This is a genomic window from Streptomyces sp. NPDC104831 (assembly GCF_055583025.1).
Genome location: NZ_JBVJOT010000006.1, coordinates 17,011 through 42,043 on the forward strand (window position 1 = coordinate 17,011; position 25,033 = coordinate 42,043).

Annotated in this window: 24 protein-coding genes and 1 pseudogene; 6 read left to right on the forward strand and 19 right to left on the reverse strand. The window is 72.6% G+C overall.

The features are described from left to right. Positions 1–20: 20 nt before the first annotated feature. Complete coding sequence (locus ACZ63H_RS06030; protein WP_469862566.1) at positions 21–1,655, reverse strand: class I adenylate-forming enzyme family protein; 1,635 nt, start codon at positions 1,653–1,655, stop codon at positions 21–23. Positions 1,656–1,737: 82 nt separating this feature from the next. On the opposite strand from ACZ63H_RS06030, the gene ACZ63H_RS06035 reads away from it, so the two are divergent. Continuing rightward, a complete protein-coding gene (locus ACZ63H_RS06035; RefSeq protein WP_469862568.1) occupies positions 1,738–2,334 on the forward strand; it encodes a TetR/AcrR family transcriptional regulator in 597 nt (198 codons plus the stop codon). A gap of 110 nt (positions 2,335–2,444) precedes the next feature. Here the strand turns inward: ACZ63H_RS06035 and ACZ63H_RS06040 are convergent, their stop codons facing one another. The 5 genes from ACZ63H_RS06040 to ACZ63H_RS06060 form a co-directional block, all read right to left on the reverse strand. After that, a complete protein-coding gene (locus tag ACZ63H_RS06040; protein ID WP_469862570.1) occupies positions 2,445–3,824 on the reverse strand; it encodes an MFS transporter in 1,380 nt (459 codons plus the stop codon). 660 nt (positions 3,825–4,484) lie between these two features. Continuing rightward, on the reverse strand, positions 4,485–5,210 hold the full coding sequence (locus tag ACZ63H_RS06045; RefSeq protein WP_469862572.1) for a dienelactone hydrolase family protein: 726 nt from the start codon (positions 5,208–5,210) through the stop codon (positions 4,485–4,487). 116 nt (positions 5,211–5,326) lie between these two features. Further along, positions 5,327–5,455 carry a hypothetical protein gene (locus ACZ63H_RS06050; RefSeq protein ID WP_469862574.1) on the reverse strand — a complete coding sequence of 43 codons (129 nt, stop codon included), beginning with the start codon at positions 5,453–5,455 and terminating at the stop codon, positions 5,327–5,329. Between the two features lie 208 nt (positions 5,456–5,663). Beyond that, positions 5,664–6,602, reverse strand: coding sequence for an NADP-dependent oxidoreductase (locus tag ACZ63H_RS06055; protein WP_469862576.1), 939 nt, complete (start codon positions 6,600–6,602; stop codon positions 5,664–5,666). A gap of 301 nt (positions 6,603–6,903) precedes the next feature. Then, positions 6,904–7,665 (reverse strand): ArsR/SmtB family transcription factor, encoded by a 762-nt coding sequence (locus ACZ63H_RS06060; RefSeq protein WP_469862578.1) that lies wholly within the window; start codon positions 7,663–7,665, stop codon positions 6,904–6,906. Positions 7,666–7,797: 132 nt separating this feature from the next. Here ACZ63H_RS06060 and ACZ63H_RS06065 point away from each other — a divergent pair, with 132 nt between their 5' ends. Continuing rightward, positions 7,798–8,712, forward strand: a complete 915-nt coding sequence (locus ACZ63H_RS06065) for a PhzF family phenazine biosynthesis isomerase (RefSeq protein WP_469862580.1) — start codon at positions 7,798–7,800, stop codon at positions 8,710–8,712. Positions 8,713–9,249: 537 nt separating this feature from the next. Here ACZ63H_RS06065 and ACZ63H_RS06070 read toward each other — a convergent pair. Beyond that, positions 9,250–9,387 (reverse strand): annotated as a pseudogene (locus ACZ63H_RS06070) (alpha/beta fold hydrolase); the annotation flags it as partial. A 168-nt stretch (positions 9,388–9,555) separates the two neighbouring features. Here ACZ63H_RS06070 and ACZ63H_RS06075 point away from each other — a divergent pair. Further along, positions 9,556–9,963 (forward strand): hypothetical protein, encoded by a 408-nt coding sequence (locus ACZ63H_RS06075; RefSeq protein WP_469862582.1) that lies wholly within the window; start codon positions 9,556–9,558, stop codon positions 9,961–9,963. A 235-nt stretch (positions 9,964–10,198) separates the two neighbouring features. Here the strand turns inward: ACZ63H_RS06075 and ACZ63H_RS06080 are convergent, their stop codons facing one another. Next, the gene (locus tag ACZ63H_RS06080; RefSeq protein ID WP_469862584.1) at positions 10,199–11,074 is read right to left on the reverse strand and encodes a LysR family transcriptional regulator; all 876 of its coding nucleotides are present in this window, start codon (positions 11,072–11,074) and stop codon (positions 10,199–10,201) included. Between the two features lie 122 nt (positions 11,075–11,196). Between ACZ63H_RS06080 and ACZ63H_RS06085 the strand changes: the two genes are divergently transcribed. After that, a complete protein-coding gene (locus ACZ63H_RS06085; RefSeq protein ID WP_469862586.1) occupies positions 11,197–12,195 on the forward strand; it encodes an NADP-dependent oxidoreductase in 999 nt (332 codons plus the stop codon). Between the two features lie 350 nt (positions 12,196–12,545). Here ACZ63H_RS06085 and ACZ63H_RS06090 read toward each other — a convergent pair whose 3' ends face one another. Beyond that, on the reverse strand, positions 12,546–14,105 hold the full coding sequence (locus ACZ63H_RS06090) for an RICIN domain-containing protein (RefSeq protein WP_469862588.1): 1,560 nt from the start codon (positions 14,103–14,105) through the stop codon (positions 12,546–12,548). Between the two features lie 334 nt (positions 14,106–14,439). Here ACZ63H_RS06090 and ACZ63H_RS06095 point away from each other — a divergent pair, with 334 nt between their 5' ends. Continuing rightward, positions 14,440–14,889 (forward strand): Lrp/AsnC family transcriptional regulator, encoded by a 450-nt coding sequence (locus ACZ63H_RS06095; protein ID WP_469862590.1) that lies wholly within the window; start codon positions 14,440–14,442, stop codon positions 14,887–14,889. 112 nt (positions 14,890–15,001) lie between these two features. Here ACZ63H_RS06095 and ACZ63H_RS06100 read toward each other — a convergent pair whose 3' ends face one another. After that, positions 15,002–15,550, reverse strand: a complete 549-nt coding sequence (locus ACZ63H_RS06100; protein ID WP_469862592.1) for a GNAT family N-acetyltransferase — start codon at positions 15,548–15,550, stop codon at positions 15,002–15,004. A 60-nt stretch (positions 15,551–15,610) separates the two neighbouring features. Further along, positions 15,611–16,120 carry a MarR family winged helix-turn-helix transcriptional regulator gene (locus ACZ63H_RS06105; RefSeq protein WP_469862594.1) on the reverse strand — a complete coding sequence of 170 codons (510 nt, stop codon included), beginning with the start codon at positions 16,118–16,120 and terminating at the stop codon, positions 15,611–15,613. Positions 16,121–16,159: 39 nt separating this feature from the next. On the opposite strand from ACZ63H_RS06105, the gene ACZ63H_RS06110 reads away from it, so the two are divergent. Further along, a complete protein-coding gene (locus tag ACZ63H_RS06110; protein WP_469862596.1) occupies positions 16,160–17,092 on the forward strand; it encodes a DMT family transporter in 933 nt (310 codons plus the stop codon). A 231-nt stretch (positions 17,093–17,323) separates the two neighbouring features. Here the strand turns inward: ACZ63H_RS06110 and ACZ63H_RS06115 are convergent, their stop codons facing one another. From ACZ63H_RS06115 to ACZ63H_RS06150, 8 genes are all read right to left on the reverse strand, one after another. Continuing rightward, entirely contained in the window at positions 17,324–18,103 is a 780-nt protein-coding gene (locus ACZ63H_RS06115) for an SDR family NAD(P)-dependent oxidoreductase (RefSeq protein WP_469862598.1), read from the reverse strand. Continuing rightward, a complete protein-coding gene (locus tag ACZ63H_RS06120) occupies positions 18,100–18,852 on the reverse strand; it encodes an SDR family NAD(P)-dependent oxidoreductase (protein ID WP_469862600.1) in 753 nt (250 codons plus the stop codon). The genes ACZ63H_RS06115 and ACZ63H_RS06120 overlap by 4 nt, the downstream gene beginning before the upstream one ends. Continuing rightward, complete coding sequence (locus ACZ63H_RS06125; RefSeq protein WP_469862602.1) at positions 18,849–19,820, reverse strand: fumarylacetoacetate hydrolase family protein; 972 nt, start codon at positions 19,818–19,820, stop codon at positions 18,849–18,851. The genes ACZ63H_RS06120 and ACZ63H_RS06125 overlap by 4 nt, the downstream gene beginning before the upstream one ends. A 95-nt stretch (positions 19,821–19,915) precedes the next feature. Then, positions 19,916–20,848, reverse strand: a complete 933-nt coding sequence (locus tag ACZ63H_RS06130) for a VOC family protein (protein WP_469862603.1) — start codon at positions 20,846–20,848, stop codon at positions 19,916–19,918. Between the two features lie 4 nt (positions 20,849–20,852). Beyond that, positions 20,853–21,854 carry an amidohydrolase family protein gene (locus tag ACZ63H_RS06135; RefSeq protein ID WP_469862605.1) on the reverse strand — a complete coding sequence of 334 codons (1,002 nt, stop codon included), beginning with the start codon at positions 21,852–21,854 and terminating at the stop codon, positions 20,853–20,855. Next, a complete protein-coding gene (locus tag ACZ63H_RS06140; protein ID WP_469862607.1) occupies positions 21,851–22,981 on the reverse strand; it encodes an FAD-dependent oxidoreductase in 1,131 nt (376 codons plus the stop codon). Before ACZ63H_RS06140 ends, ACZ63H_RS06135 begins: the two co-directional genes overlap by 4 nt. A gap of 37 nt (positions 22,982–23,018) precedes the next feature. After that, positions 23,019–23,975, reverse strand: coding sequence for a cyclase family protein (locus ACZ63H_RS06145; protein WP_469862608.1), 957 nt, complete (start codon positions 23,973–23,975; stop codon positions 23,019–23,021). Further along, the gene (locus ACZ63H_RS06150) at positions 23,972–24,967 is read right to left on the reverse strand and encodes a fumarylacetoacetate hydrolase family protein (protein ID WP_469862610.1); all 996 of its coding nucleotides are present in this window, start codon (positions 24,965–24,967) and stop codon (positions 23,972–23,974) included. Before ACZ63H_RS06150 ends, ACZ63H_RS06145 begins: the two co-directional genes overlap by 4 nt. Positions 24,968–25,033 lie beyond the last annotated feature (66 nt).

Consider the following 25,033-nt stretch of genomic DNA (forward strand, 5'->3'; position numbering starts at 1 on the left):
GTAGCTCCGTGAACGAGGGGTCAGTTGACGCGGCGGGCGGTGTCCGCCCAGAACGGCTCGCGTACCGCCTTGCGGTCGAGCTTGCCGTTGCGGTTGTGGGGAAGCCCGGTGACGAAGTCGACGGAGCGGGGCTTCTTGAGGCGGTCGAGGCGGTCCGCGCAGAACGCGATCAGGTCCTCGGCGGTGACGGTCGTGTCCGCGCGGCGTACGACGACCGCCTTCACCGCCTCGCCCCACCGCTCGTCGGGCACACCGACGACACACACCTCCTGGACGGCGGGGTGTTCGTAGAGGGCGGCCTCCACCTCGGTGCAGTAGATGTTGAATCCGCCCGAGATGATCATGTCCTTCTTGCGGTCGACCAGGAACAGGTAGCCGTCCTCCCGCATCCACGCGAGGTCCCCCGTGTGCACCCAGCCGTCGCGGAAGGTCTCCGCGGACAGGGCGGGCTCCTTCCAGTACTCGCGCACACAGTCGGGTCCGCGCACGACGACCTCTCCGACCTCGCGGGGCCCCAGCTCGCGGCCCGCCTCGTCCACGACGCGTATCTCGGTGTCGTAGACGGCTCGTCCGCAGGACTGGAGCAACTCGGGGTCCTCCTCCAGCGCGCGGGCGATCTCCTCGCCGCTCAGGGCCGCGACCACGCTGGTGGTCTCGCCGAGCCCGTAGCCCTGGGCCACGACCGGACCGAAGAACCCGACCGCGTCGCGCAGCCGCCGGGGTGAGATGGGCGCGCCGCCGACCCGCACGCTCGTCAGGGAGGACAGGTCGTAGCGCTCGGCGCCGGGGTGGGCGAGGAGCATGTTCACCATGGCGGGCACCAGGAAGGTGGCGGTGATGCGCTCCCTCTCCACCGTTTCCAGGAAGCCCTCGGGGCTCCAGGCGGGCAGGACGTACGTCGTGGAGCCGCCGAACACTCCCGCCAGCAGCCCCATCCCGGTGGCGTGGGTGATGGGGCCGCAGGCCAGGTAGCGGGTGCCGGGGCGGGGCCGGGACGCGTCGGCCATCAGCAGTTTGCGCATGTTGGCCAGGCGGTTGCCGACCGTCTGCACCGCGGCCTTCAGGGACCCGGTGGAGCCGGAGGTGAAGTTCAGGACGCACGGCTGCGACTCGTCGACCTCGACGCGGAACGGAGCCTCCGTGCCCTCGGCCAGCAGGGCGTCGTAGGGGACACCGTCCGCCTGCCCCGTGTCCAGCGGGACGGGCAGGCAACCGGTGCCGGCGGCGGTGATCGCGGCGAGGGCGTCCTCGCGGTGGGGCGCGTCGAAGACCAGGGCGCGGACGGGTGCGTAGCGCAGGATGTGCTCGATCTCGCCGCGTCCGAGGCGGGCGTTGACGGGGGCGCGCGTCAATCCCGCCTTGTACAGCGCGAATTCGACCTCCACCAGCTCGCCGCGGTTCCACGCGAGCGAGGCCACGGCGTCATCGGGGCGCAGGCCGCGGGCGGCCAGGGCGGAGGCCAGGCGGTTCGTCGCGCGGTCGAGTTCGGTGAAGGTCCAGGAGCGGTCCGCGCAGACGAGTGCCGGGGCGTCGGGCCAGTAGCGGGCGCTGCGGGACAAGTAGGTGCCGAGGTTCATGAAGACCTCTCCGAGGCGTGTGTCGGGAGCGACGGCGGTCAGCGGCCTGCCACTGCCGGACCGACTGATCAGTGCCATACAGATTGTTCAGTAACTGTTCGCCTGTCAAGGCTCTCCTACACTGGGCGCGCACCGAGGCGCGAGGAACGAGGAGGGCTCCATGGCCGAGGACAGACGGACCAGACGGTCGAGGCGCGCCCTGGGGGCGGCCCTGGTGGAACTCGTCCTGGAGCGTGGCTTCACCGCGCTGACCGTGGAGGACATCACCGAGCGCGCGGACGTGGCCCGGGCGACCTTCTACGCCCACTTCCGGGACAAGGAGGACCTGTTCGCCCGGGTGACGGCCGACCTGCTGGCCGCCCTCGGCGAACGGCTGGCCCCGGCCGTCGCCGACAGCGCGGTCGGCTTCACCGGGAAGCCGGTCCTGGAGATGCTGCGGCACGCGCGCGAGGAACGCGACCTGTACCGGATCGTGCTGCGCGGCGAGGGGGACGGCAAACCGCTGCGGATGTTCGTCGACGCCTGTGCGCGCGCCACCGCGGAGGAGTTCCGGGCACGCGCGGAGCGCAACGCCGTCAAGCCGCGCATCGACCCGGAGCTGCTCGCCCGGGTGTGGGTGGGGGAGCAGCTGGCGGTGCTGCGCTGGTGGGTCGAGCAGGACGCGCCGTCCCTGCCCGCGGAGGAGGTCGTGCGCATGCTGCTCGACCTCGCGATGCGCGGCCGCTACTGGGCCAGCGGCTTCGAGCCGCCGGCCTGAGCGGCGGGACCGGGCGCTTTGGGGCCGGGGGAGGGGTGTCCGCACCGCGGTGGCCCGGGGGCGGGCCCGGTCGTCCGGGGCGGAGGACCGCCCCGTGCCTCGCTCCGCGCTTACGCGTCCCCGCCCGGTCGCCGTGCGCCCGGGCACGACCGCCGCACGTCCCCGGCCGGCTGCTCCGTGTCCGGGTTCAGCCGTCGCGCGTCCCGGTCCGGCCGGACCGTGAGCAGCGCGATGATCCCGCACACCAGCATCACCCCGCCGGAGAGCAGGAACGCGTGGGTGTAGCCGGCGTGCTGCGAGGGCGCGGAGTCCAGCAGATGGCCGGTCAGATACGGAGCCACCAGCCCCGGCAGGGTGCCGGACGCCGCGACGATGCCGAACACCGCGCCCCGCTGGAGCGGCGGGACCACGGCCGAGGTGGTCATGTAGTGCAGCGGGAAGACGATGGCGTGTCCCCCGAACGCCACGGTGAGCAGCGCGAGATGGGCGCCTTGGGCGTCGACGAACGGCAGCGCGGTCATGGCCAGTGCCGCCACCGCCACCGCGATCCCCTGCGGGACGCCGCGTGACCCCCGGTCCGACAGTCCCCGGCGGCGGAGCGTGTCCAGCAGCGGCGGCACCGAGAGCAGGAGCACGAGGCTGAACGCCGAGACCGCGCTGATCAGCGTGGCCGCCGTGCCCGGCGTCATGTCGAGCTGCGTGCGCAGGTACGCGGGCAGCCACGCGTGGCTGAGGGCCAGGGCCCAGGACGCGCCGAACGCCCCGGCGATGCTGCCCAGCACCGTTCCGTTCAGCAGCACACGCCGGTACGGCAGCCGCTGTCCGCCCGCCGCGGCGGTCGCCGTCCGGGGCTCGCCGTGGGGGCCGTCGTGCCCCACCCGCCACCACGCCAGCGCCCACACCAGGCTGAGTACGGCCAGCGCCCCGAACGCGGACCGCCAGCCGAAGCTGCCGATCAGCCCCGTCACGGCCGGCGCGGCCACCAGCGTGCCGAGCGCCGCGCCCGCGATCTGCAACGCCGAGGGCAGCCCCCGCCGGTCCGCCGGGAACCACTTGTAGAGCGCGTGCATCGACATCGACGCGGCCGGTCCCTCGGCCGCCCCCAGGAGCACGCGCCCGGCGACCAGTGCCGGCACCGACGCCACGAACAGCACCGGCAACTGGGCCACCGCCCACACAACGGCCATGCCGAACAGCAGCACACGGCTGGAGATGCGGGCGGAGACGAAGCCGACGGCCAGCCCCGAGAGGCTGAACAGCAGCGAGAACGAACCGGAGACCATGCCGTAGGTGCTGTTGCTGATGCCGAGCTCGTCCATGACCGGCACGGCCGCCAGCCCCAGGACGGACTTGTCGGCGTAGTTGACCAGCATGAACGTCACGATCATCGCGGCGATCAGCCACGCGTGCCGGCGGTCCGGTCTTCCGGCGCGCGGCGAGGCCGCCGCGGCGTCCCGGCGGGGTGGTGCGGACGAGGACGGCTCGGCCATGGGGACTCCTGCGGCTCGGGAGGGAGTGGAGACGGCGTCCCCGGTGCGGGGCGGGGATCTCCGGACTCGCACGGCGCCCCAAAGCGGGAGGGCGGGCGCCGTGCGCTGTCCTGGTTGCCGAACAGGTTGTACGTTAACGGCGTCCTCGTTCAAGACCTTTGCGTAGACGGAGTTGAGATGACCGACACGGACACCCGGCTGGGCGACCTGCTGCGGACCCGCGGCTGCCCCGGCCCCGGCCGGACCCGCCGCCTCACCTCGGCCGGCCGCGAACTCTCCCCGAGCCGCCGCGTGCGACGCGGCCCTACCCCGCCCGGACCCTCCCCGCCGAGCCCGGCCGGCCCCGAGCGCCGGGTGCTGAAGCCGAGGGCCGTCGTGAGGCCCGGACCGCACCTCACGCTCCCGCTCAAAGGGGCCTTGTACGTCCGCGGGTTGTCTTCACCGTCTCTTCCAGCAGGAAGGCAGTCGCGGCTTGGATCCGTGGCTAGCGGCTGGAGCGAGCGCGCTGCGACCTCGCCGACCCGGCCCTGCGCACGCTGCCCGTCCACGCCGTCGCCGCGCTCTGGCGCTACGCACGCGCCGCCACCACCGCCTCGCCCGCGACCACGGAACCCACCCCCACCGCTCCGAAGCCCTCCGGGGGCGTGGTCGCCGAGCGGATCACTCCGCCATGGGCAGGCACTCGGCGAGCAGGTCGACGACGTCACGCCAAGCTCGCCGCGCGTGCTGCGGGTGGTAGCCGACGCCGGGGCGCACGGTGTGGCCGACCGGTGGGTGGTGGAAGGCGTGCAAGGCGCCGCCGTAGACCACGAGGCGCCAGTCGACGCCCGCGGCCTGCATCTCGGCGGTGAACGCGTCCCGTTGCGCCGGCGGCATGATCGGGTCCTCCGACCCGACCCCGGCCCACACCGGGCAGTGAATGCGTGCCGTCTCGCCCGGTCGGCCCGTGGTCAGCGCGTTGACCGTCGCGATCGCGCGCAGGTCGACGCCGTCGCGCCCGAGTTCCAGCGCGACCGCGCCCCCCGTGCCGTAGCCGACGGCGGCGATCCGGTCCGGGTCGGTCCGCGGCTCGGCGCGGAGCACGTCGAGCGCCGCGTGGCCGATGCCGCGCATCCGGTCGGGGTCGGCGAGCAGCGGCAGGCAACGGGCCAGCATCTCCTCCGGGTCGCCCAGATAGCGCCCGCCGTGGAGGTCGAAGGCGAGGGCCACGTATCCCAGCTCGGCGAGCGCCTCGGCCCGGCGGCGCTCGACGTCGCTGAGCCCCACCCCCTCGGGCCCGACCAGGACCGCGGGCCGGCGGTCGGCGCCGGCCGGGAGCGCGAGGTGCCCGACCATCGTCAGGCCGTCGGCCGCGTATTCGATCGTGCGCGTGGTAACGGTCGTCATGACCTGGACTGTAGTGATCGCCGAGCCCGGTCGGGCCGGTGTTCTGCCGCCGGCAGAAGGCGGGTCTCCGGGGGGTTCCGGAACCCCCGTCAGCGGTTGGGGGTGGCGGTCCCTCCTCACCCGGCCGGTGGCCGGCGGTCGTGGTTCCCGATGGCGTTCTCGATGAGGTGGGCGCACGTCGTGAACGCTTCGGCCCGCTCGGGTGTCAGGTCGCGTACGGAGATCTCCTTGAGGGAGCGCCACATGCCGGCGATGGGCTCCTCGAGTGCGCGGCCGGCGTCGGTGAGCGCGGTCGAAGAGCTGCATGAGCAGCAGTTCCTGCCCCGGGTGCAGGTTCATGGCGCGCAGCGTGGCGGCGGCGTGGCCGCGGTGGGCGCGGGCGAGCTCAAGGGTCCCGCGCCCGCGGTCTTCGGCGGCTTCGATGAGGTGGTGTCCGTCATTGCCGCCCCTTCGTCACACGGAGAGCGGGGTGGTGGAGTGGTCGACGGTGAGGACGATCTTGCCCCGGTTGTGGCCGGCGTCGCTGGCTTGCTGGGCCTTGGCCGCGTCGGCGAGCGGATAGGCGGCGCTGATCGTGGTGACGAGTGTGCCGTCGGCGGCCTGCCGGGCGATCTCGGCGAGGCGGGTGGCGGAGCGGCGCTGGGGGCCCTCGGCGAAGACGATGCCGAGTTCGGCGGCGCGGAAGTCGGCGGTGGTGACGATCCGGTCGGTGGTGCCGCGCAGGGTGATGGAGTCTTCCAGCGCGCCCTTGCCCGCGGCGTCGAAGACGGCGTCCACTCCTTCGGGGGCCACTTCGCGGACCCGCTCGACCAGGTTGTCCCCGTAGACCAGGGCGGTCGCGCCGAGCGAGGTGACGTATTCCTGGTTGGCCGGTCCGGCGGTGCCGATGACGCGGGCGCCGCGGGCGACGGCGAGCTGGACGGCGATGGTGCCGAGTGCACCGGACGCGCCGTGGATCAGCAGCGTGTCGCCGGCGGTGACGCCGAGCAGGTCCAGGACGCGTTCGGCGCCGTCACTCGCCACGGGCAGGGCGGCGGCGTGCTTCCAGTCCAGGCCGGCCGGCTTGGGCGCGAGGACGGTCGCGGACGCCAGGGCGTACTGCGCGTAGGAGCCGGTGTCGGACCAGCCCAGCACCTCGTCGCCCGCCTTCAGGTGGTCGACGCCCGCACCGAGCGCGTCGACCACGCCGGCGATCTCCCCGCCGGGCACGGCGGGCAGGGTGGTGGGGAATATGGCCTCCATGCCGCCGGAGCGGATCTTGCCGTCCACCGGGTTGACGCCGACGGCGTGTAGGCGCACGCGGACCTGGCCGGGGCCGGGCTGGGGCAGGTCGATCTCCGCTTCGTGCAGGACCTCGGTGCCGCCGAACGTGTCGAAAACGATGGCCTTCATGGCTGTTGTCCCCTCGGGTGGTGTTCGTTGCGCCGGCCATTTCTGTGGCCAGCCACATAAAAGTAGCACCGATTCTGTGGCTGGCCAAGTAATTGCCCGGCGGTGCCCCTCGCGCGTGATCCGCCTGCCGGCACGCGACGGCGAGCCCAAGCGAGCGGAGCCCCACCGCTGTTCGGGAGGCCGGCGTGGGTCCGCCCGGGCTGCGATCGCCGTGGGCCGTGCGCGGGCGGTGACCGGGCTCGTGGGCGCCGACGTCCGGGCCGACCCGGCGGTCGGCCGGACACGGCCCCGGGTCATTGCGCTATCGCGGGAGAGTCAGCCCGAGCGTACGCCGCAGGCCCGCGGCCCCCTCGTCGGTCACCCGCACCACGCGCGGCGCCTTTCCCCAGCGCACCCACTCCAGCTCGAACAGCCGGGACGTCAGGGCCGCGCCCAGCCCGCCGGCGAGGTGGTGGCGGTGCTCGCTCCAGTCGACGCAGTAGCGCACCGCCGGGCGGCGCGGCGGCAACCGGTCGGTATCGACACCGAGTTCACGCAAGCGTGTCCGGCCGCTGTCGGTGAGCTCGTAGCGGATGTCGCGTCCGTGGGACGCGGGGCGGTCGCGCACGGCCTCCTCGGGGCGGTGCACGCCGTCGTGGCCGGTCAGCACGCCTTGGCCGAGCAGTGCGCCCATCAAGCCGGTGCCGAGCTGTCCGGCCAGGTGGTCGTAGCAGGTGCGGGCGCGGCGCAGGGCGCTTGCGCGGTTGCTCTGCCTGAGCGAGGTGACGGGCAGTGGCGGGGCGATCAGGGCCAGGGCTTCGAGGGCGGCGGAGACGTCCGGCCCGGCCAGCCGGTAGTAGCGGTGCCGGCCCTGCCGGCTGACCGTGACGAGTTCGCCCTCGACCAGCTTGGCCAGGTGCGCGCTCGCGGTGGCCGCACCGACACCGGCCTCGTCCGCGAGCATGCCGGCGGGCAGGGCGCGGCCATCACCCAGGCACTTGAGCATCCGGGCCCGGGAAGGGTCGGCGATCAGCGCCGCGGCGCGGGCGATGTCGGTCTGCTGCTTGAGCGGCTCGTCCATCATGCGCGCAGCGTACGACGTCGACACTTCGACGCGCGACGAAGTAATCGGCTCCGATCATGTCTGTAGGAGGGGAACACGGCCTGCCGCCCGGGCAGGTCCGCAAGGGGACCCCACCGGAGAGGACGACCGGCCATGGCGAACCCGACGAGGACCGACGCGAGTGAACCGGCTCCGCGTCCGACTGCCGAAGTGCTGCACTACACGGCCTTCACCACGGACCCGGCCGGCGGCAACAGGGCCGGGGTCGTCCTGGACGCCTCCCTTCTGGACGAAGCCCAGATGGTGGCGATCGCCGCCGAACTCGGATACTCGGAGTCCGCCTTCGTCACCGCCGGACCCGACCCGGACGACGACCGTTCGTTCACACTGCGGTTCTTCAGCCCCAAGGCGGAGGTGGGCTTCTGCGGCCACGCCACCGTGGCCACGGCGGTGGCGCTCGCCGAGCGCCTCGGCGAGGGCGACTTCGGCTTCCACACCGCCGCGGGCCACGTGCCCGTCACCGTCCGGGAAGAGAACGGCGCACTCAAGGCCACCCTCACCAGTGTCGAGCCCCAGGTGCTCGCCGCCGATCCGGCAGACGTGGCCGAGGCCCTGGCGGCGCTCGGCTGGCAGCCCGGCGAGCTCGATGCCGCCCTGCCCCCGAGGATCGCCTTCGCAGGAGTGCGCCACCTGGTCCTCGCGGCCTCGACCCGTGAGCGGCTTGCCGACCTGGACTACGACTTCGACCGGCTGCTGCGGCTGATGCGGCGGCTCGACCTGACGACCGTGCAGTTGGTGTGGCGCGAGACGGCGACCGTCTTCCACGTCCGCGATCCCTTCCCGGTCGGCGGTGTGGTGGAGGACGCCGCGACGGGCGCCGCGGCCGCGGCGTTCGGCGCCTACGCCCGCGACCTGGGCCTGGTTCCGGCCGACGCGCGGCTCACCCTGCACCAGGGCCACGACATGGGCCGCCCGTCGCTGCTGGAGGTCGCCCTGCGGGCCGGCGATCCGCGGGTACGCGTCACCGGGGCCGCGATCGCCGTCCGGCCGGCGGCGCCGCGGCCGTAGCGGGTCATCGAGCCGGGCGAGCCGCCCGTGGCCCGGGTGTCCGAAGCCGGGCGCCGGGCGGCCGAGGAGGCGTGGGACGCTTTCCGGCCGCCGCGGGTCAAGCGGCTCCTGTCGCGGCCGAGGGCCGCCGGTAGTCGTGCGGCGGAGGCGAACGCGGGCCGGCCGGTCCCGTCGGATGCCGGCCGGTCCCGTCGGATGCCGGTCGGTGTCCTGCCGGCGGCCGGCGGCACCGCGGACGCCTGACTGCTCCGCCGGGAACTGCCCTCAGCGACGGCGGAGTTCGGGTGCCAGGCGTCTGCGGTGGAGCGGACACGGGGGCACCTCCGCGCTTCCGGTGCCCGGGCCGGCGATGCCTCCGGGAGTGGTGCGGACGGGGGCGGACTCGGCCCTGACAAGCACCATGCTCCGCCGTGGACCTAGCCGAGGGGCGGTGCGTCCCGTCCGGCACCTGGTGTGGCCTGGGACTGCCGCGGTAGACCGGCGGCGGCGGTCGCGAGCCTGTCATGTACCGCTACGGGCGGCCCTCCCCGGCGATCACGAGGGAGCTTCCCGGTACTCGGCGGTGATCTGTGCGGCGGGCTTCGCCGGTCCGGAGCCGACCAGGACGAGGCCGCGCAGGCCGGCGGGTCTGGTGGCAGCGGCCGGCTGTGCGACCTTACCGCCCATCCCATGCCCTGTTGCGGACCACCCATGTGGAGCACACACTGGATGTGCGTGCAGCGATTTGATGGTATATGCCCTCGCTTGCCCGGAAGTCGGCAGGAACAACGGCTACCGTCCTGGCGTCGCGCGAGGATCACAGCGCCTTGATCGCCGCACGGGCGCGATGTGCGGGCGGCCGGCATGTCTCTGCCGGTCCGGGCTCTCTCCGCACTGAAGGGAACGGAAATGAATCACGGTAATCCTGGTGACGCCGTGACCGGGAACACGGCGAGCGGCGGCTCGGGGCAGGCAGGTACTGGGCAGGCGAGTGGGGGATTGAGCCCGGAACTGGCCGCTCAGACATTCGACATCAGAGGCCAGGGTGTCTTCGAGCAGACCCTGGATGTGCCTGGCTTCAAAGGGCCCTTCGCCTTCGTGCTGGGCGCTGTCACGGAGTTCGACCCCGCCACGCAGAAGCCCATCATGGGAAGCGCGGTCGTCACGCTGCACAACTTGGTGCCCTTGGAGGCGGGACACGTGATGGTCCGGGTGGAAGTGCAATGGCCTGAGGAACTCGCCATCAGGGTCCAGCTCCTTTGGTTCGTCTGACGGGACGTCGGTGAGGGCGTGAAGGGATCAGCGGGCTACGCGCGGCGGGGCCGGTGTACCGGCGCGTCCGTGCGGCTGTCGGGGCCCGGCCCGGTCCCGCCGGGCGATCGGATCACGTCCGTCGTAGACCGCGGTCACCATCTGGCGCACCATCAACGGATCCTGGGGCACCATCGGCGGATCGGACGGCTCCACGGGCCTGCCGCCCGTGCTCATCGCCCGGGCCTGGTTCCGGTCAGGGCGGCGGGCCGGACAGGACGGCCTTGGCGGCCAGCCGGAGGTTCCTGATCATCGGATTCGGGTCTCCCTTGCGGCTGACCAGGACGATCCGGCTGGGGGGAGCGCCTTCGATCGGAACGGTGACCAGGTCGGGACGCAGCGAGCTGCGCCGATCGCCGACGGGCAGGACGGCGATCGCCATGCCACTCGCGACGAGTTCGAGCTTGTCCTCGTAGCTCTCGATCGGCGGCACGCCGGCCCCGAGGATCCGGTAGGAGGCCCAGTCCGCGGTCTCGAACGCGCACGGCGCCGCCTCTTCGCCGGCCAGTTCTTCCGCCGTCACCGACGCGCGGCCGGCCAAGGCATGGCCGCGGGGGACCACGAGCATCCGGGGCTCCTGGTACAGCGGGGTGGTGGTCACGTCGTCGGCGGCGAGCGGCAGGGGGGCCCGCGCGATCAGGGCGTCGACGCGCTCGTCGGACAGTGCGCCGACGTCGCGGCAGCTCAGGTGCCGGGTGGCGATCTCGGCGTCCGGGTGACGGTGGCGCAGTTCCCGTACGGTTGCGGTGATCACCAGGTCTTCGACGTAGCCGATGGCGATTCGTTCGGTCCGGGCTGGTTGGCGCACGGCCAGTTCGGCCTGGCGGGCGGCCCGCAGCAGGGCCTCGGCTCGGGGGAGGAACGCCTGGCCGGCCGGAGTGAGCCGGGCGCCCCGGGGAGTGCGGTCCAGCAGTCGTGTGCCGAGATACTTCTCGAGCCGTTGGATCTGGCGGCTCAGCGCCGGCTGGGCTACGTGCAGGTCGGCGGCGGCCCGGCCGAAGTGCTGGTGCGCCGCCACCACGGTGAAGTAGCGCACGAGCCGCAGTTCCAGGTCCTGTCCGAGATCGTTCACCCTTGCAGGGTAAGCGTCATGCCGTTCCGGAATGAGCGGGTTGCCGAACCGGTCTTGGACGGCCGTGCCGCCCCGGGCCTTGACTGGAGGAGCAACGTTTCCCCGAGAAAGCGGCAGGCGCGATGAAGGCGATCCAGTTCCACGAGGCCGGCGGGCCGGACGTTCTGCGGTACGACGAGGTGCCGGTTCCCGGGATCGGCCCCGGCGAGGTGCTCGTCCGGGTGCACGCGGCGGGCATCAACCCGCCGGACTGGTACCTGCGTGAGGGGATGAAGGTCATGCCGGCCGCCATGAGGCCGGCGCTGGAGTTCCCCCTGATCCCCGGAACGGACATGTCGGGCGTGGTCGAGGCGGTCGCTCCGGACGTGTCCGGGTTCGCCGTCGGTGACGAGGTCTTCGGCATGCTGAGGTTCCCGGGATTCGACGGCCGGACGTACGCCGAGTACGTGGCCGCGCCGGCTTCGGACCTGGCTCACAAGCCGGCCGGCATCGACCACGTCGAGGCGGCCGGGGCGCCGATGGCCGTGCTGACGGCCTGGCAGTACCTGGTTGATCTCGGCCACGACGTGCCGTCTCCGTTCACCGGCCGGGTGCACCGGCCGGTGCCGATCACGCCGGGGACGACCGTGCTGGTCAACGGGGCCGCTGGTGGGGTGGGCCACTTCGCGGTGCAGCTGGCGAAGTGGAAGGGGGCGCACGTCGTCGCGGTGGCCTCGAGCCGGCACGAGCGGTTCCTGCGCCGGCTGGGCGCCGATGAGTTCATCGACTACACCACGACGCGGGCCGCGGACGTGGTCAGCGGTGTCGACCTGGTGATCGACACCGTCGGTGGCCCGGACAGCTCACGCTTCCTGACCGTGCTCAAGCGCGGAGGCACCATGCTCCCGGTGTTCTTCGCGCAGTACGACCCGGAAGAGACGGCGCGTCTGGGCATCACCGTGTCGAACATCCAGGTACGTTCCAACGGCCCCCAGCTCGCCGAGATCGGGCGCCTGTTGGACGAGGGCGAACTCCAGGTCGGGGTGGACAGCGTCTATCCGCTGTCCGAAGCGGTCAGCGCACACACGCGAGCCGCGCAGGGTCACATCCAAGGCAAGATCGTGCTGACGGTGGCCTCCTGATCGCCGAACCGCAGCAGGCGGTGGCGAACCACGCTCACGCCCCGGGGGCGACGGACCACAGGGCGAACACAGCGGTCGTCGGCCCCTTGGTCCTCGCCGGGATCACCGGCTCCCCGGCGTCGCCGCAGACGCTGCTGCCGGGCCGCCGCGACGCTGCCGGATGGCTGCGCACGGTCACCCGGACGACGGCGCTGCGCGCGGCCGGTCGGCGAGATCGCCCAGCGCGTGACGCCAGGTGAGCCGGATCACCCGTGGCCTTCGCTCTTGCTGCTCGGAGGGGAGCGCGACGGCCCTCCCGTGAACCGATGGCTGTGCCGGATCGTTGCTTCACCATCCGGCAGGGCGCTGTGTCAGGAGATGGAGAACACCGAGGCCCAGTTCTGGCTGGTCGATCCGGCGGAAGCGGTGTTGGCGGTGACCGCCTGGCCCGCGGTCGCGTTGCCGTCCAGGGCGAAGCCGGTGGCCGGGTTGGTCAGGGTGTACGTGCCGACGGCGTTCTGGGTCACCTGCCAGCGCTGGTTGGCTCCGCCGAGGTAGACGGCCTGGAGGGATACCTGGCCGCCGGCGGTGGTCGGTGCGGTCAGGTAGAGCGGGACCAGGCAGCTGTCGTAGATCCGCACGGTGCCGTCGCCGTTGGCCGTGAACTTCCAGCGCTGTGAGGCGCGTGAGGTGTCCAGGGCGGCGAACTCCGCGACTGACGGGACGCTGCCGCTGCAGGTCCCGCCGCGCTGCAGGGCGACGCCGCCGCCGTTGCTCAGCGCGTGGTAGGCGTTGTCACCCACCACCGTGGGACCGTAGTTGACGGCGTGCGTGTCGAGTGCGGTCAGCGCGGCGCCGGTGGTGGACAGCGGCGGCACGGCCGTCGGGCGGACGTTCTTGAACCAGTCGGAGAAGGTCGAGGGCGTGTGCGAGGCCAGGGTGGTGACGGAACGGTCCCAGCTGCCGTCCACCTGGTTCCACAGCTGGAGCAGCGCGCCGTCCACGTTGCCCTGCACCTGGTCGCCGGTCTGCCAGCCCGCGGCGGCGGTGAACGGGTAGGACGAGCCGTCCGACCACACGTAGCGCGCGTCGCCCAGCAGGTAGGCGGCCACCGAGTCCGCGAACCCTTCGGTCCAGGCGCAGGTGGCGGACGACGCCTTCTCGATGTAGTGCGGGGAGCAGTTGGTGACGTTCGGGAACGTGCCGTTGTACAGCCGGTGCTGGAAGAAGTGCCCCGACTCGTGCAACACGGTGTGCTCGGAGTCCGGGTCGGCATCGGCGAGGTGGACGGTGTTGGACAGGTCGTACCACGGGCCGTCGGAGGATCCGGTCTGCCAGCGCAGCGTCAGCGTGGTGCAGCCGGCGGCGCTCGTCTCGGCGGCCGTCCAGCACGGGGTGGTCGAGTTGACCCGGCGCGACCAGAGCAGATTGACGGTGTCGAAGGCGTGCCAGGCGCGGGCCGCCGTGGTCGGTTTGACGGTACCCAGGTTGACGCTTGCCGATATGTTCGACTGTGTCGGAGTGTTGTAGGTGTAGACCGTGCCGGTGGAGTCGGCGACCCGCCACACCTGGTTGTTGCGGGTGGCGAAGCGGACGAACAGGTGGTCCATCGCGGTGGTGTTGACCGGGGTGTAGCAGAGGTTGAACGAGCCGTCGGCCGCGCTGGTCAGCTGGGCGTCGGTGTTCAGTTTGTGGTCGGTGTCGGTCGCTTTCTCCCGGCCCCAGAGCTCGACCGAGGCGTTGCGAGCGGCCCGGGTCAGGGTCGGCTTCGTGGGTCCCGCCTCGGCGGACTGGTAGTCGAACTGAAGGGTGCCGCTCAGGCATATGGGCTGCGCGGCGGAGGCGACGCCTGCCGAGAGGGGCACGACGACGCCTGTGGCGAGCGCCGTCGGCACCAGCAGGCGCAACAGGACGGTGGACCGGCGTAACATGGACGTCCTTCCGGAGGCCCGAATTCCGCGACCGGCAGACCCGGGCCTGGATGAGACCGGGGTACTCCCGGCTGCGGCTTATGGGCACCGTCGGGCGACGGGCCATCTGCGCCGTGAGCCATCGTCGGTTCGCGCCGTGCCACCCGCCAGCCGCCCGCCAGGGGCGCATGGGGTCACAACGCGCGTTCCCGGATGGGCGTGCACGCCCGGCGCACGCGCGGACCGCCGGGCCCAGCCGACGCCCGCCCGAGGTATCCCGGTGATCATGGCGTACGGGACGGGACTTCCCTACGCAGCCGCTGCTTCTCCGTGTTTTTGCTGGTACTTTCGCCGCATGGCCGGGAACCTTGATCACGTCGACTGGGCGATCATCGAACAGCTGCAACGGGAGGCCCGCATCTCCCTCAGCGAACTGGGCCGCCGCGTGAACCTCAGCCCGTCGGCCACCACCGAACGCGTCCGCAATCTGGAGGCCTTGGGCGTCATCACGGGATACCGTGCCGAGATCGACCTGGCCAAGGTCGGCTACCCCGTCCTCGCCGTCGTCCGCCTCAAATATCCGGGCAACCGCCACGAACCGCTGCGCGGCCTCCTCGCCGAACGCCGCGAGATCCTGGAGTGCCTGCGCACCACCGGCAACGACTGCTACACCCTGAAGGTGGCCGCGACCTCCATGGCGCACCTGGAGACCCTCATGGACGAACTGGCCGGTTTCGGCAGCACCACCACGAACGTCGTCTACAGCCAGACCCTGCCCTACCGCGGTCCCACCGCCCCCGACTGACGACCTGGGGGAGGGCTCACCGTGCGACGTGCCGGACCGGTCGGAACAGGGCTCCGCCGGGCCGCTGTCGCCCGCTCCGGCCGCGGGCAGTGCCCGGGAACCCTCTACGGCGTCACGTGAAGTCCGCCCATTCCTCGCGGAGCATCCCGAAGAGCACGCGGTCGTAGCGCTTCCCGTTCAGCGGCACGGCCGACCGGCGGCGGCCCTCCTCGCGGAAGCCGAGCCTGGTGAAGGCGCGCACGGCGCGCTCGTTGCCGCTCCAGGTGTCCAGTTCGAGCCGGTTCAGGCCGTACGCGCCGAACAGGTGGTCCACGAGCAGCCGCACCGCGTCACTGCCGTGGCCGCTGCCCCAGAACTCCCGCTCGCCGATGGTGACTCCCAGTGTGGCCACGCCGGCGTAGGGGTCCAAGTCCCGGTAGTCGGCCATGCCGATCACCCTTCCGCCGGCCAGGTCCTCGACCGTGAACACGGCCGACTCCCTCGGGTTCAGGCGCAGCATGGTGTCGAAGCCGAGTCCGATCGCCTCCGCCGTGACCGGGCCGAAGCAGGGATCGCCGGCCGCGGCCCAGTGCACCACTTCCGGGTCGTTGCGCCACCGAAGATGATGCTCCGCGTCTTCCGAGCGCAGTGCGCGCAGCCTTACCAGCTTTCCTTCGAACATTGCGCGATTCTAATCGACCGAAGATCCACTCGAAGCCGACGCCGGCGTCGCCGATCGTGCTCATCCTCCCTCTTCGACGCGGGAGAGCCAGGTGGTGAGCAGGGATTCGAGCGTCTTGGCCTCGTCGGGTGTCAGCAGATCCAGCAGGCGGCGTTCATTGCGCATGTGGTCGGTGAACGCCTGGTCGATCAGTTCGCGGCCGGGTGCGGTGAGGGCGACGATCCGGCCCCTCTGGTCGTCGTCCGAGCGCCGGCGGGTGACGAGTCCGGCCCGCTCCAGGCGGTCGATCCGTTTCGTCATCGCGCCGGTGGTGACCATGGTGTGCGCGGCGAGTTCGCCCGGTGCCCGTTCGTAGGGCTCGCCGGCGCGTCGCAGCGCGCACAGGACGTCGAACTCCCCCTCGCCGAGTCCGTAGCCGCCGTAGACGCGACAGAGTTCCCCGGTGAGCCGGGCGGCCAGACGGTGCAGCCGGCCGATCACTCCCTGCGGGGAAACGTCCACGTCAGGCCGCTCTCGGCGCCAGTCGGCCTGGATGCGGGCTACGTGGTCAAGCGGTTGCCGGTCGTCCATGCGGCCATAGTACCTTCCCTGGAAGGTATATTGACTTCCATGGAAGCTAATTTGCGGTGGGTGGCGGTGACCGCGATCGCGCCGGTGACCTGGGGAACCAACTACTTCGTCACCCGTGAGTTCCTCCCCGCCGACCGTCCCCTCTACGGAGCCGCGTGCCGGGCGCTGCCCGCCGGCCTCGTCCTGCTGGCCCTGTGCCGACGGCGGCCGCGCGGCGCGTGGTGGTGGAGGTCCGCCGTGCTGGGCCTGCTCAACGTGAGCGTGTTCTTCGTCCTCGTCTACATCGCCTCCCAGGCGCTGCCCACGAGCCTCGCCTCGACCGTCATGGCGGTGTCTCCGCTGACGATGATGCTCGTGGCCTGGCTCCTGATATCCGAACGGCCCCGGACCACCCACCTGGCCGGTGCCGGAGTCGGGCTCGCCGGCGTGTGCCTCATGCTGCTCACCGGTGCGGAACAGGTGAGCGTGGGTGGTGTGGCCGCCTCGGCCGCCGCCATGCTCGTGTCGTCCTTCGGCTACATCCTGAGCAGACGGTGGAGCGATGGCGCCGACGTGCTCGCCTCGACCGCCTGGCAGCTCACCGCGGGCGGCTTGCTGCTGTTCCCGGGGGCGGCCCTCGCGGAGGGGCCGCCCCCGGCACCCTCCGCACCGGTGCTCTTCGCGTTCGCCTACATCGCGCTGGTCGCCACCGCACTGGCCTTCACCGCCTGGTTCACCGGGCTGCGGCACCTGCCGGCGGGGACCGTGGGCCTGCTCGGACTGCTCAACCCCGTCACGGGCGTGCTGCTGGGCACGGCGGTCGCCTCGGAAACGCTGACCGTCCGGCAACTGGCCGGACTCGCCCTGGTCCTGGCCGGAGTCGTCCTCGGCCGGCCCACCCGCGCGGAACGACGTGACCGTGGTCGCGCGCCGGCCCCGCCTGTCGGAGAAGGCCGGTCCGGACGTGAGGCACCGCCCCGGAGCACCCCATGAGGCCGGCGACGGGACCGGGCACCGGGACCTGGGGCCGGGCCGTGTGTCCGCCCACTCGCCGGCCTCCGCCCCCACCGGTTCCCCGGTCCTCGATGCCGGCCGGGCGAAGGGGTTCCCGGGGCACGGATGACGGCTTCCGGCACGCCGCCGAGACCGAACCCGCCGTCGGGGATGTCGGCGACGGCCCCGGCGGAGCTGTCGCCGGCCCCGTGCGCGTGCGGGGCCTTCCTTTCAGGTGGGGGCGCCGGGCAGGACCGCCGACCAGCCACCGTCGACGACGAGGTTGGCGCCGGTGATGTACGACGCCTCGTCGGAGGCGAGGAACACGGTCGCGTTGACCACGTCGTCGGGTGTGCCGGTGCGGCCGAGGGGGATGTGCCGGGCGATGCCGCGCATCGGGTGGTCGTCCGCGAGGAGGTCGGCGCGGGAGCCTTCCGTGTCGATCATTCCGGGACTGACGCAGTTGGCGCGGACGCCGTACGGCGCACCCTCGGCGGCCAGTTGCCTGCTCAGGGCGATCACCCCGCCCTTGGACGCCGAGTGCGCCGCCCGCCGGTTGGTGAGTGAACCGGTCAGGCCGGCGGTGGAGCCGACGGTGAGGACGCAGCCTCGGCTGTCGGCCAGGTGCGGCCAGGCCGCCCGGACGGTCAGCCACACCGAGTCGAGCTCGGCGCGCACGGTGAAGGCGAAGTCCTCGTACGGCTGGCTGCCGATGCCCCCGAAGCGGACCGCGCCCGCGTTGGCGTAGACGATGTCGACGCCGCCGAAGGCATCGACGGCCTCGGCCACCCACGAGCCCACCGACGTCCCGTCGGTGACGTCCAGCGGGCCGGGCGTCAGGGCGGTGCCGCCCTCGCGGGCGATCAGCCGCTGGGTCTCGACGGCCTCCTCGTGCAGCAGGTCACCGCCCACCACGAGCGCGCCCTCGGCGGCGAACCGCAGCGCGGCGGCCCGGCCCTGGCCGCGGGCCGTACCGGAGATCAGCGCGACCTTGCCCTCCAGCCGCTTCACGAGGCCCCCTCGCGCACCGCGTCGGCGACCGACTTGACCCCGCCGTGCGCGGTGAGCCCGCCGTCGACGGGGATCTCGGCGCCGGTGATGAACGACGACTCGTCCGACAGCAGGAACGCGACCAGGGGGGCGACCTCGTCGGAGGTACCGGTGCGGCCGAGCGGTGTCTCACGGATGTTGGCCTCGCGGAAGGCGGGGGCGGCGGAGGCGGTCATGTCGGTCTCGATGTAGCCGGGGTGGATCGTGTTGACGCGGATGCCGCGCGGGCCGAGTTCCAGCGCCGCCGTCCTCGACAGGCCCCGCAGCCCCCACTTGCTGGCGGTGTAGGCGACCGGGTAGTGGGCGGTGAGGGCGGCCGAGGAGCCGACGTTGACGATCGAGGAGCCGGGCGGCATCAGCGGGGCGAGGTGCTGGATGCCGAGCAGCGGGCCGGTGACGTTGACGGCGTGCACCCGGTCGAAGTCCGCGCCCCGGATGTCGCCGAGGCGGGCGCGCCAGGTGATGCCGGCGTTGTTGACCAGGCCGTGCACCTGTCCGTACGCCTCCTTCAGCTCGGCGGCCAGGGCGGCCCACTGCTCAGCGCTGGTCACGTCCAGGTGCCGGCAGCCGGGCGCCTTCGCCACATCGGTGGCGACGACGCGGGCACCCTCGCGCACCAGCGCCTCCGCCTCCGCGGCGCCCTGGCCGCGGGCGGCACCGGTGACGACCACCACCTTGCCGAGCAGCCGCTCGGGGCGCGGGCCGGTCACGGCCGCTCCCGGTCACGGCGCCGGCCGGTGGGCAGCGGCACGGGGGCGGCACCGGGGACGACGGTGTTGGTGAGGGTGCCGATGCCCTGCACGGTGAGGGTGACGGTGTCACCGGGCTTCAGCGGGGGCGGTGTCCGTTCGCCGCGCCGGCCCCACAGCTCGGCGAGGCAACCGCCGTTGCCGCAGGTGCCCGAGCCGAGCACGTCGCCCGGGACGACCCGCGTGCCGCGCGAGGCGTAGGCCACCATCTCCTCGAACGTCCAGCTCATGTTCGACAGCAGGTCCGACCCGACCGTCTCGCCGTTGACCTCCGCGGTGAGCGCGAGGCGCAGGAAGCCGTCGGCGTCCCGGTAGGGCTCCAGTTCGTCGGCGGTGACCAGGTACGGGCCGAGCGTGGTGGCCGTGTCCTTGCCCTTGCAGGGGCCGAGGCCGACCTTCATCTCGGCGGACTGGAGGTCCCTGGCCGACCAGTCGTTGAAGACGGTGTAGCCGACGATGTGGTCGCGGGCCTGCTCGGGGGTGAGGTCGCGGCCCTCACGGCCGATCACGGCGGCCACTTCCAGCTCGAAGTCGAGGACGGCGGAGCCGGGCGGCATCGGGATGCCGTCGCCCGGCGCGTGGATCGCGTGCGGGTTGGTGAAGTAGAAGGCCGGTGCCGCGTACCACTGGTCGGGCACGCCCACCGCGCCGTCCACCGACCGTCGTACGCCCTCGACGTGCTCCTCGAAGGTGACGAAGTCCCGGACGGAGGCGGGCTGGAGCGGCGGCAGCAGGCGGACTTCGCGGACGTGGGGACCGGGCGGCACGTCGAGCGCCGCCGCGCCCGCGGCGAGCAGGCCGGGCAGACCGCCGGACTCGCGCAGCAGGCCGGTGAGCGAGGTGACGCCGGGCAGGGGGAGAAGCGTGCCGTCGTCCTGCACGACGGCGACTCGGACGCGGTGGTGGTGCTCGTAGGCGGCGAAACGCATGGTGTGGCTCCTGGCCGGTGAGGCCCGGGGCGTGGCGGGTCTGGATCAGGGCGGGTGACAGGGCCCGCCGCGCCCCCGGGAGCGAGAGGGGGGAATCAGACCGGCGGGGCGACGAAGACGCCGCGGTCGGGGTCGTTGAAGGACTCCTTGGCGATGAGTTCGTTCATGGGGTTGGCGGTGCCCCACTGGTCGGTGACCTCGGGCTGCGAGAAGTCGTAGACGTGCGGGTGCCAGGTGTCCTCGTCGAGGCACTCCAGCTCGGTGGTGTACTCGACGGTGTTGCCGTGCGGGTCGAGGAAGTACGTGAAGGTGTTGTCGCCGGCCATGTGCCGTCCGGGGCCCCAGATCTTCTTGAAGCCGGCGCGGATGACGCGGCCGGAGCCGCGCATGTACTCGTCGATGCCGCGCATCTCGAAGGAGACGTGGTGCAGGGAGGTGTGCGGGCCCTTGGCCAGCGCCATGGAGTGGTGCTGGTTGCTGATCCGCATGAAGTGCATGACCTCGCCCATGTGCGGCGAGCCGAGGGTGTCGGACAGCCGGAAGCCGAGGTGGGTCTCGTACCACTCGCGGGTGCGATTCAGGTCGGGGGAGTTGAGGACGACGTGGCTCAGCTTGACCGGGATCGCCTCCTTCTCCTCGATCCTGCGGTGCTGTCGCACCGCCACGTCGGCCAGGACCTCGATGGTGCGGCCGTCGACGTCGAAGAAACGGAAGCCGTAGCCCCCGCCGGGAGTGTCGGCCTCGCCCGGCCGGCTGATCAACCGCACACCCCCGGCGAGGAGCCGTTCGGCGAGCGTGTCGACGTCGGCGGCCGAGGCGGCGCCGTAGGAGACGAGGTCGAGGCGCTTCTCGTCGGCCTTGCGGAGGCGGACGACGTACTGCTCCGGGGAGCCCTCGGCGGCGAGGAAGGAGATCCCGGAGTCCTCGGCGACCTTGGTCAAGCCCCAGACACCGGCGTAGAAGTCGAGCTGCTTGTCGTAGTCGGGCACGGCGAGGTCGACGTGCCGCAGGTGGGTGAGCAGGCGCATGGTGTCAGTCCTTCCGGAGGAGGGCGGAGGCGTTGCCGCCCCGGACGGCGTGGAAGTCGGCCTCGGGGAGCCGCGCGGCGCGCAGTGCGCCGACGGGGTCCCCGAGGCCCATGTCGAAGGGGAAGTCGGAGCCGAGCAGCACCCGGTCCGCGCCCGCGACCCGCACCAGCTCCCGCAGCACGTGCGGGTCGTGGACGAGGGAGTCGAAGTACAGGCGTTTGAGGTAGCTGCTGGGGAGGTGGGCGCAGCCGGCGCCCGCGTCGGAGCGGGTGGCCCAGGCGTGGTCGGCGCGGCCGATGTGGGTCGGCAGGTAACCGCCGCCGTGAGCCGCGATCAGCGTCAGCCCCGGGTGCCGGTCCAGGACACCGGAGAAGACGAGATGGGAGAGCGCGACGGCGTTCTCCACCGGCTGGCCGACGGTGTTGGACAGATACCACCGGTCCAGCCGCTCGTCGAGCGTGCAGCCGAAGGGGTGCAGGAAGACGAGCGCGTCCGTCTCCTGCGCCCGGGACCAGAAGGGTTCGTAGGCCGGGTCGGACAGTTCCCGCCCCGGGGCGTGGCTGGAGATCTCCACGCCGGACAGGCCCTGTTCCAGGGCGTGTTCCAGGGCGGGCACCATCAGGTCCGGGTGCTGGAGCGGGACGAGGCCGAGTCCCCGCAACCGGTCGGGCGCGGCCGAACAGTGCGCGGCGGTCGCCCCGTTGGCGAGCCGGTACACCTTCTCCGCGGTCGCCTCGTCGGCCCAGTAGTGGTAGTGGGAGGGCGAGGGGCTGACCAGTTGCACGTCCACGCCCTGCCCGTCCATCGCCGCCAGCCGCAGGCGCGGGTCCGTCATCCTCGGGGCGCGTTCGCGCACCATCGGGCCGTTGACCTCCAGGGCGGCCGGACCGCTCCGGCGGGCGTCGAGCGCCCTGGCCCCGGCCAGGCCCGGCAGGCCGGCCACCAGCGCCTCGACCTCGGGCAGCAGGACGTGCGCGTGCACGTCCACCGTGGGTGTCGTCGTCACGGCAGCTCCCGCAGCATCGTCATGGTGCGGCCCATCAGGCCGGGCACGTCCGCGTCCCGCACACCGTCCAGCTGCCACTGGCCGAGCTTCACGGACGCCTCGACCACCGCCCGCACGCGCGGCATCCGGCGCGCGTGGTACTCCCGCAGCAGCGCGTCGTCCCACTCCCGGCCGCCGGTGAGCAGTTCGGCGAGGACGAGCGCGTCCTCCAGGGACATCGCCGCGCCCTGCGCCAGGGTCGGCGGGCAGCAGTGCGCCGCGTCCCCGGCGAGGACGACCCGGCCGCGGTGCCAGGAGCCCTCCACCAGCAGCCGGTCGAACCACGTGTAATTGACCTTCGCCGGGTCGGTGATGTGCGGGACGATGTCCGCCCAGTGCCCGCCGTAGCCGACGGCGAGTCGGCGCATCTCGTCGGCGTAGGTCTCCGGGGGTATGGAGGCGCGGTCGCGCTTGGCCTCGACGACGTACGCGTAGATCGTGCTGTCGCTCGTGGGGCAGTAGCCGGCGATGTAGGCCGGGCCGCCGTAGGTGAGGTCGGTGCGGACCACGCCGGCCGGGCGGGGGGCGGCGACGCGCCAGATGGCCATGCCGGTCGGTTCCGGCTCGTCGGCGATGCCGATGGCCGCGCGGGTCGCCGAGCCGAGGCCGTCGGCGGCGATCACCAGGTCGTAGCGGCCCTCGGTGCCGTCGGTGAAGCGCACGGTCACGCCGTCGGCGTCCTGCTCGAACTCCGTGGCACGGGTGCCCAGCCGGACGCGGGCGCCACAGGCGCGTACGGCGTCGATCAGGATCTGCTGGAGCCGGGGCCGCCGCATGCCGACGGTGGCGGGCAGGTCGTCGCCTCCGGTGCGGACGTCCCGGGCGACGTGCAGGACGGTGCCGTCGGGAGCGGTGATACCGACCGAGTCGAAGCCGAAGCCGGACTCCTTCACGCGTTCCCAGACACCGAGTTCGCGCAGGACGCGCAGGGCGTTGCCCTGGAGGGTGATGCCGGAGCCCGCGGTGGCGTTCCAGTCGTCCTTGGCCTCGACGAGGTCCACCGCGATCCCGCCGCGGCGCAGCAGGACCGCGGCGGTGTTGCCGGCCGCGCCGCCGCCGATCACCAGGACCGTACGGGGTGTGCTCATGGGGAACTCCTTCGTTCCTCGGGTGGGTTGACGGCGGTCACTTGACGGCGACGGGGTTCACGGGGGAGCCCACCGCTCCGGTGATCGGCAGGGGCGCGGCGGTGAGCCAGAACTCGTACACGCCGTCGGCGGCGCAGTCCTCGGCGAGCGCGTCGAGGTCCCACATCTCGCCGATCAGCAGGCCGATGTTCGGGATGGCGACCTGGTGCAGCGGCTGGAAGGCGTGCGCGAACTCGTTCGGGCGGACCTCGAAGCCCCAGGTGTCGGTGGCGATCGCGGCGATCTCGGTGCGGTGCAGCCAGCCGGCGGTGGTGAACGACAGGCCGGGCGCGGGACCGCCGGCGTAGTCGCCCCAGCCCTCGCGGCGGGCCCGGGCGAGCTGCCCGGTGCGGACCACGACGATGTCACCGCGGCCGACGCTCACCCCGTGCGCCTCGGCGGCGCGGCTCAGATGCTCCTCGGTGACGGCGAACCCGTCGGGCAGCTCGCCGTCCTCGCCGGCGATCCGGCCCACGTCGAGCAGGACGCCGCGGCCGGCGACGTACGGGGCCATGTGCTCGATGCCGGTGACGAGGTCGCCGTCGGAGGTGACGACCCTCTCGGCGTCCCGGCCGTTCCACGCCTTGCCGTGGTCGAAGATGTGGCCGAGCCCGTCCCACTGGGTCGAGCACTGGAGCGGCATCGCGATCACGTCGTCGGCGCCGCCGAATCCGTGCGGAAAGCCCTGGTTGCCGAGGGCGGCGTCCGTGCCGGTGTCCAGCATGGTGTGCACCGGGTTGGTGCGCCGCCGCCAGCCCTTCTGCGGGCCGGTCATGTCGAAGGACTGGGACAGCGAGAAGCTGACGCCCCGCCGCACCAGGGCGGCGCCCTCACGGCGCTTGCCCTCGTCCAGGAAGTTGAGGGTGCCGAGCCGGTCGTCCGCGCCCCAGCGTCCCCAGTTGGAGTACGCCTCGGCGGCCTCGGCGATCGCGCCCTCGGCGTCGTCCCGGTTCACGACGCCGCCTCGGCGACACACCGGGTGCGCTGCACACCGAGCCCGGTGACCGTGCCCTCCATGACGTCGCCGTCGCGCAGCAGCCGGCCCCAGTGCATGCCGTTGCCGGCGGGGGAGCCGGTGAGCACCAGGTCGCCGGGGAGGAGACGGGCGGTCTGGGAGGCGTACGACACCATGCGCGCGACCTCGAAGATCATGTCCCTGGTCGACTCGTCCTGCATGGTCTCGCCGTTGAGCGTGAGCGTGACGCGCAGGTCGTCCGGGTCGGCGACCGACTCGGCCGGGACGATCCAGGGTCCGAGCGGGGTGAACCCGGGGGCGTTCTTGCTGCGCAGCCAGTCGGTGCCGATCTGCGGCATGTCCCGGCGGAAGACCGTGGCCCGGTCGGTCAGGTCGTTGGCGATGGTGTAACCGGCGATGTACCGCGCCGCGTCCCGCACCGGCACCCGGTGGGCGGGCTTGCCGATGACGACGGCCAGCTCCAGCTCCCAGTCCGGCTGCTCGGCCCACGCGGGCAGCACGACATCGTCGTACGGCCCGGTGATCGCGCTCGGCAGCCCGATGAAGACGTACGGCAGGTCCTCGGCCGCCCGCCGGTCCATGATCTCCGCGGCCTCCGCGCGGCGTTCGCTCTCCGGCCGGTCGTCACCGGGCGCGCGGTGGGCCACGTGCAGGTCGATCACGTGCTGCCGGTAGTTCGCACCTGACTGGAACACCTGACGCGGCGACACGGGGGCGTGCACGCGCAGGTCCGTGACGGACGTGCGGGCCTGGCTCGGGTCGGCCGCGAGCGCGCGCAGCCGCGGCAGCGCCGTCTCCCAGCGGTCCAGGACGTCCAGCGTGGTCAGCCGGTCCTCGCCGAAGGCGTCCCGCAGGTCGAGAGCGAAGCCGTCCGGGGTGACCAGGGCGGGGAATTCCGGCCCGTCCGGGGCCGAGAGGGTGGCAAGGGCGAAGGGTCCGGCGAAGAGCGCGGACGCGGGTTCGGGTTTCACGGACGTGTCCTCCTGGTTGCGGTGCGACTAATCTGGACCCGCCGCTCGTGATCAGGGAAATAGATT

What these genes read in the sequence shown, in the direction of transcription:
- ACZ63H_RS06095 (WP_469862590.1), top strand. Translation starts at nt 14,440, where the DNA reads ATGGCCGGGAACCTTGATCACGTCGACTGGGCGATCATCGAACAGCTG.
- ACZ63H_RS06140 (WP_469862607.1), bottom strand. Translation starts at nt 22,981, where the DNA reads ATGAGCACACCCCGTACGGTCCTGGTGATCGGCGGCGGCGCGGCCGGC.
- ACZ63H_RS06075 (WP_469862582.1), top strand. Translation starts at nt 9,556, where the DNA reads ATGTCTCTGCCGGTCCGGGCTCTCTCCGCACTGAAGGGAACGGAAATG.
- ACZ63H_RS06100 (WP_469862592.1), bottom strand. Translation starts at nt 15,550, where the DNA reads ATGTTCGAAGGAAAGCTGGTAAGGCTGCGCGCACTGCGCTCGGAAGAC.
- ACZ63H_RS06125 (WP_469862602.1), bottom strand. Translation starts at nt 19,820, where the DNA reads ATGCGTTTCGCCGCCTACGAGCACCACCACCGCGTCCGAGTCGCCGTC.
- ACZ63H_RS06040 (WP_469862570.1), bottom strand. Translation starts at nt 3,824, where the DNA reads ATGGCCGAGCCGTCCTCGTCCGCACCACCCCGCCGGGACGCCGCGGCG.
- ACZ63H_RS06060 (WP_469862578.1), bottom strand. Translation starts at nt 7,665, where the DNA reads ATGATGGACGAGCCGCTCAAGCAGCAGACCGACATCGCCCGCGCCGCG.
- ACZ63H_RS06110 (WP_469862596.1), top strand. Translation starts at nt 16,160, where the DNA reads ATGGAAGCTAATTTGCGGTGGGTGGCGGTGACCGCGATCGCGCCGGTG.
- ACZ63H_RS06055 (WP_469862576.1), bottom strand. Translation starts at nt 6,602, where the DNA reads ATGAAGGCCATCGTTTTCGACACGTTCGGCGGCACCGAGGTCCTGCAC.
- ACZ63H_RS06085 (WP_469862586.1), top strand. Translation starts at nt 11,197, where the DNA reads ATGAAGGCGATCCAGTTCCACGAGGCCGGCGGGCCGGACGTTCTGCGG.
- ACZ63H_RS06065 (WP_469862580.1), top strand. Translation starts at nt 7,798, where the DNA reads ATGGCGAACCCGACGAGGACCGACGCGAGTGAACCGGCTCCGCGTCCG.
- ACZ63H_RS06050 (WP_469862574.1), bottom strand. Translation starts at nt 5,455, where the DNA reads ATGTGGCGCTCCCTCAAGGAGATCTCCGTACGCGACCTGACACCCGAG.
- ACZ63H_RS06090 (WP_469862588.1), bottom strand. Translation starts at nt 14,105, where the DNA reads ATGTTACGCCGGTCCACCGTCCTGTTGCGCCTGCTGGTGCCGACGGCG.
- ACZ63H_RS06130 (WP_469862603.1), bottom strand. Translation starts at nt 20,848, where the DNA reads ATGCGCCTGCTCACCCACCTGCGGCACGTCGACCTCGCCGTGCCCGAC.
- ACZ63H_RS06105 (WP_469862594.1), bottom strand. Translation starts at nt 16,120, where the DNA reads ATGGACGACCGGCAACCGCTTGACCACGTAGCCCGCATCCAGGCCGAC.
- ACZ63H_RS06035 (WP_469862568.1), top strand. Translation starts at nt 1,738, where the DNA reads ATGGCCGAGGACAGACGGACCAGACGGTCGAGGCGCGCCCTGGGGGCG.
- ACZ63H_RS06030 (WP_469862566.1), bottom strand. Translation starts at nt 1,655, where the DNA reads ATGGCACTGATCAGTCGGTCCGGCAGTGGCAGGCCGCTGACCGCCGTC.
- ACZ63H_RS06045 (WP_469862572.1), bottom strand. Translation starts at nt 5,210, where the DNA reads ATGACGACCGTTACCACGCGCACGATCGAATACGCGGCCGACGGCCTG.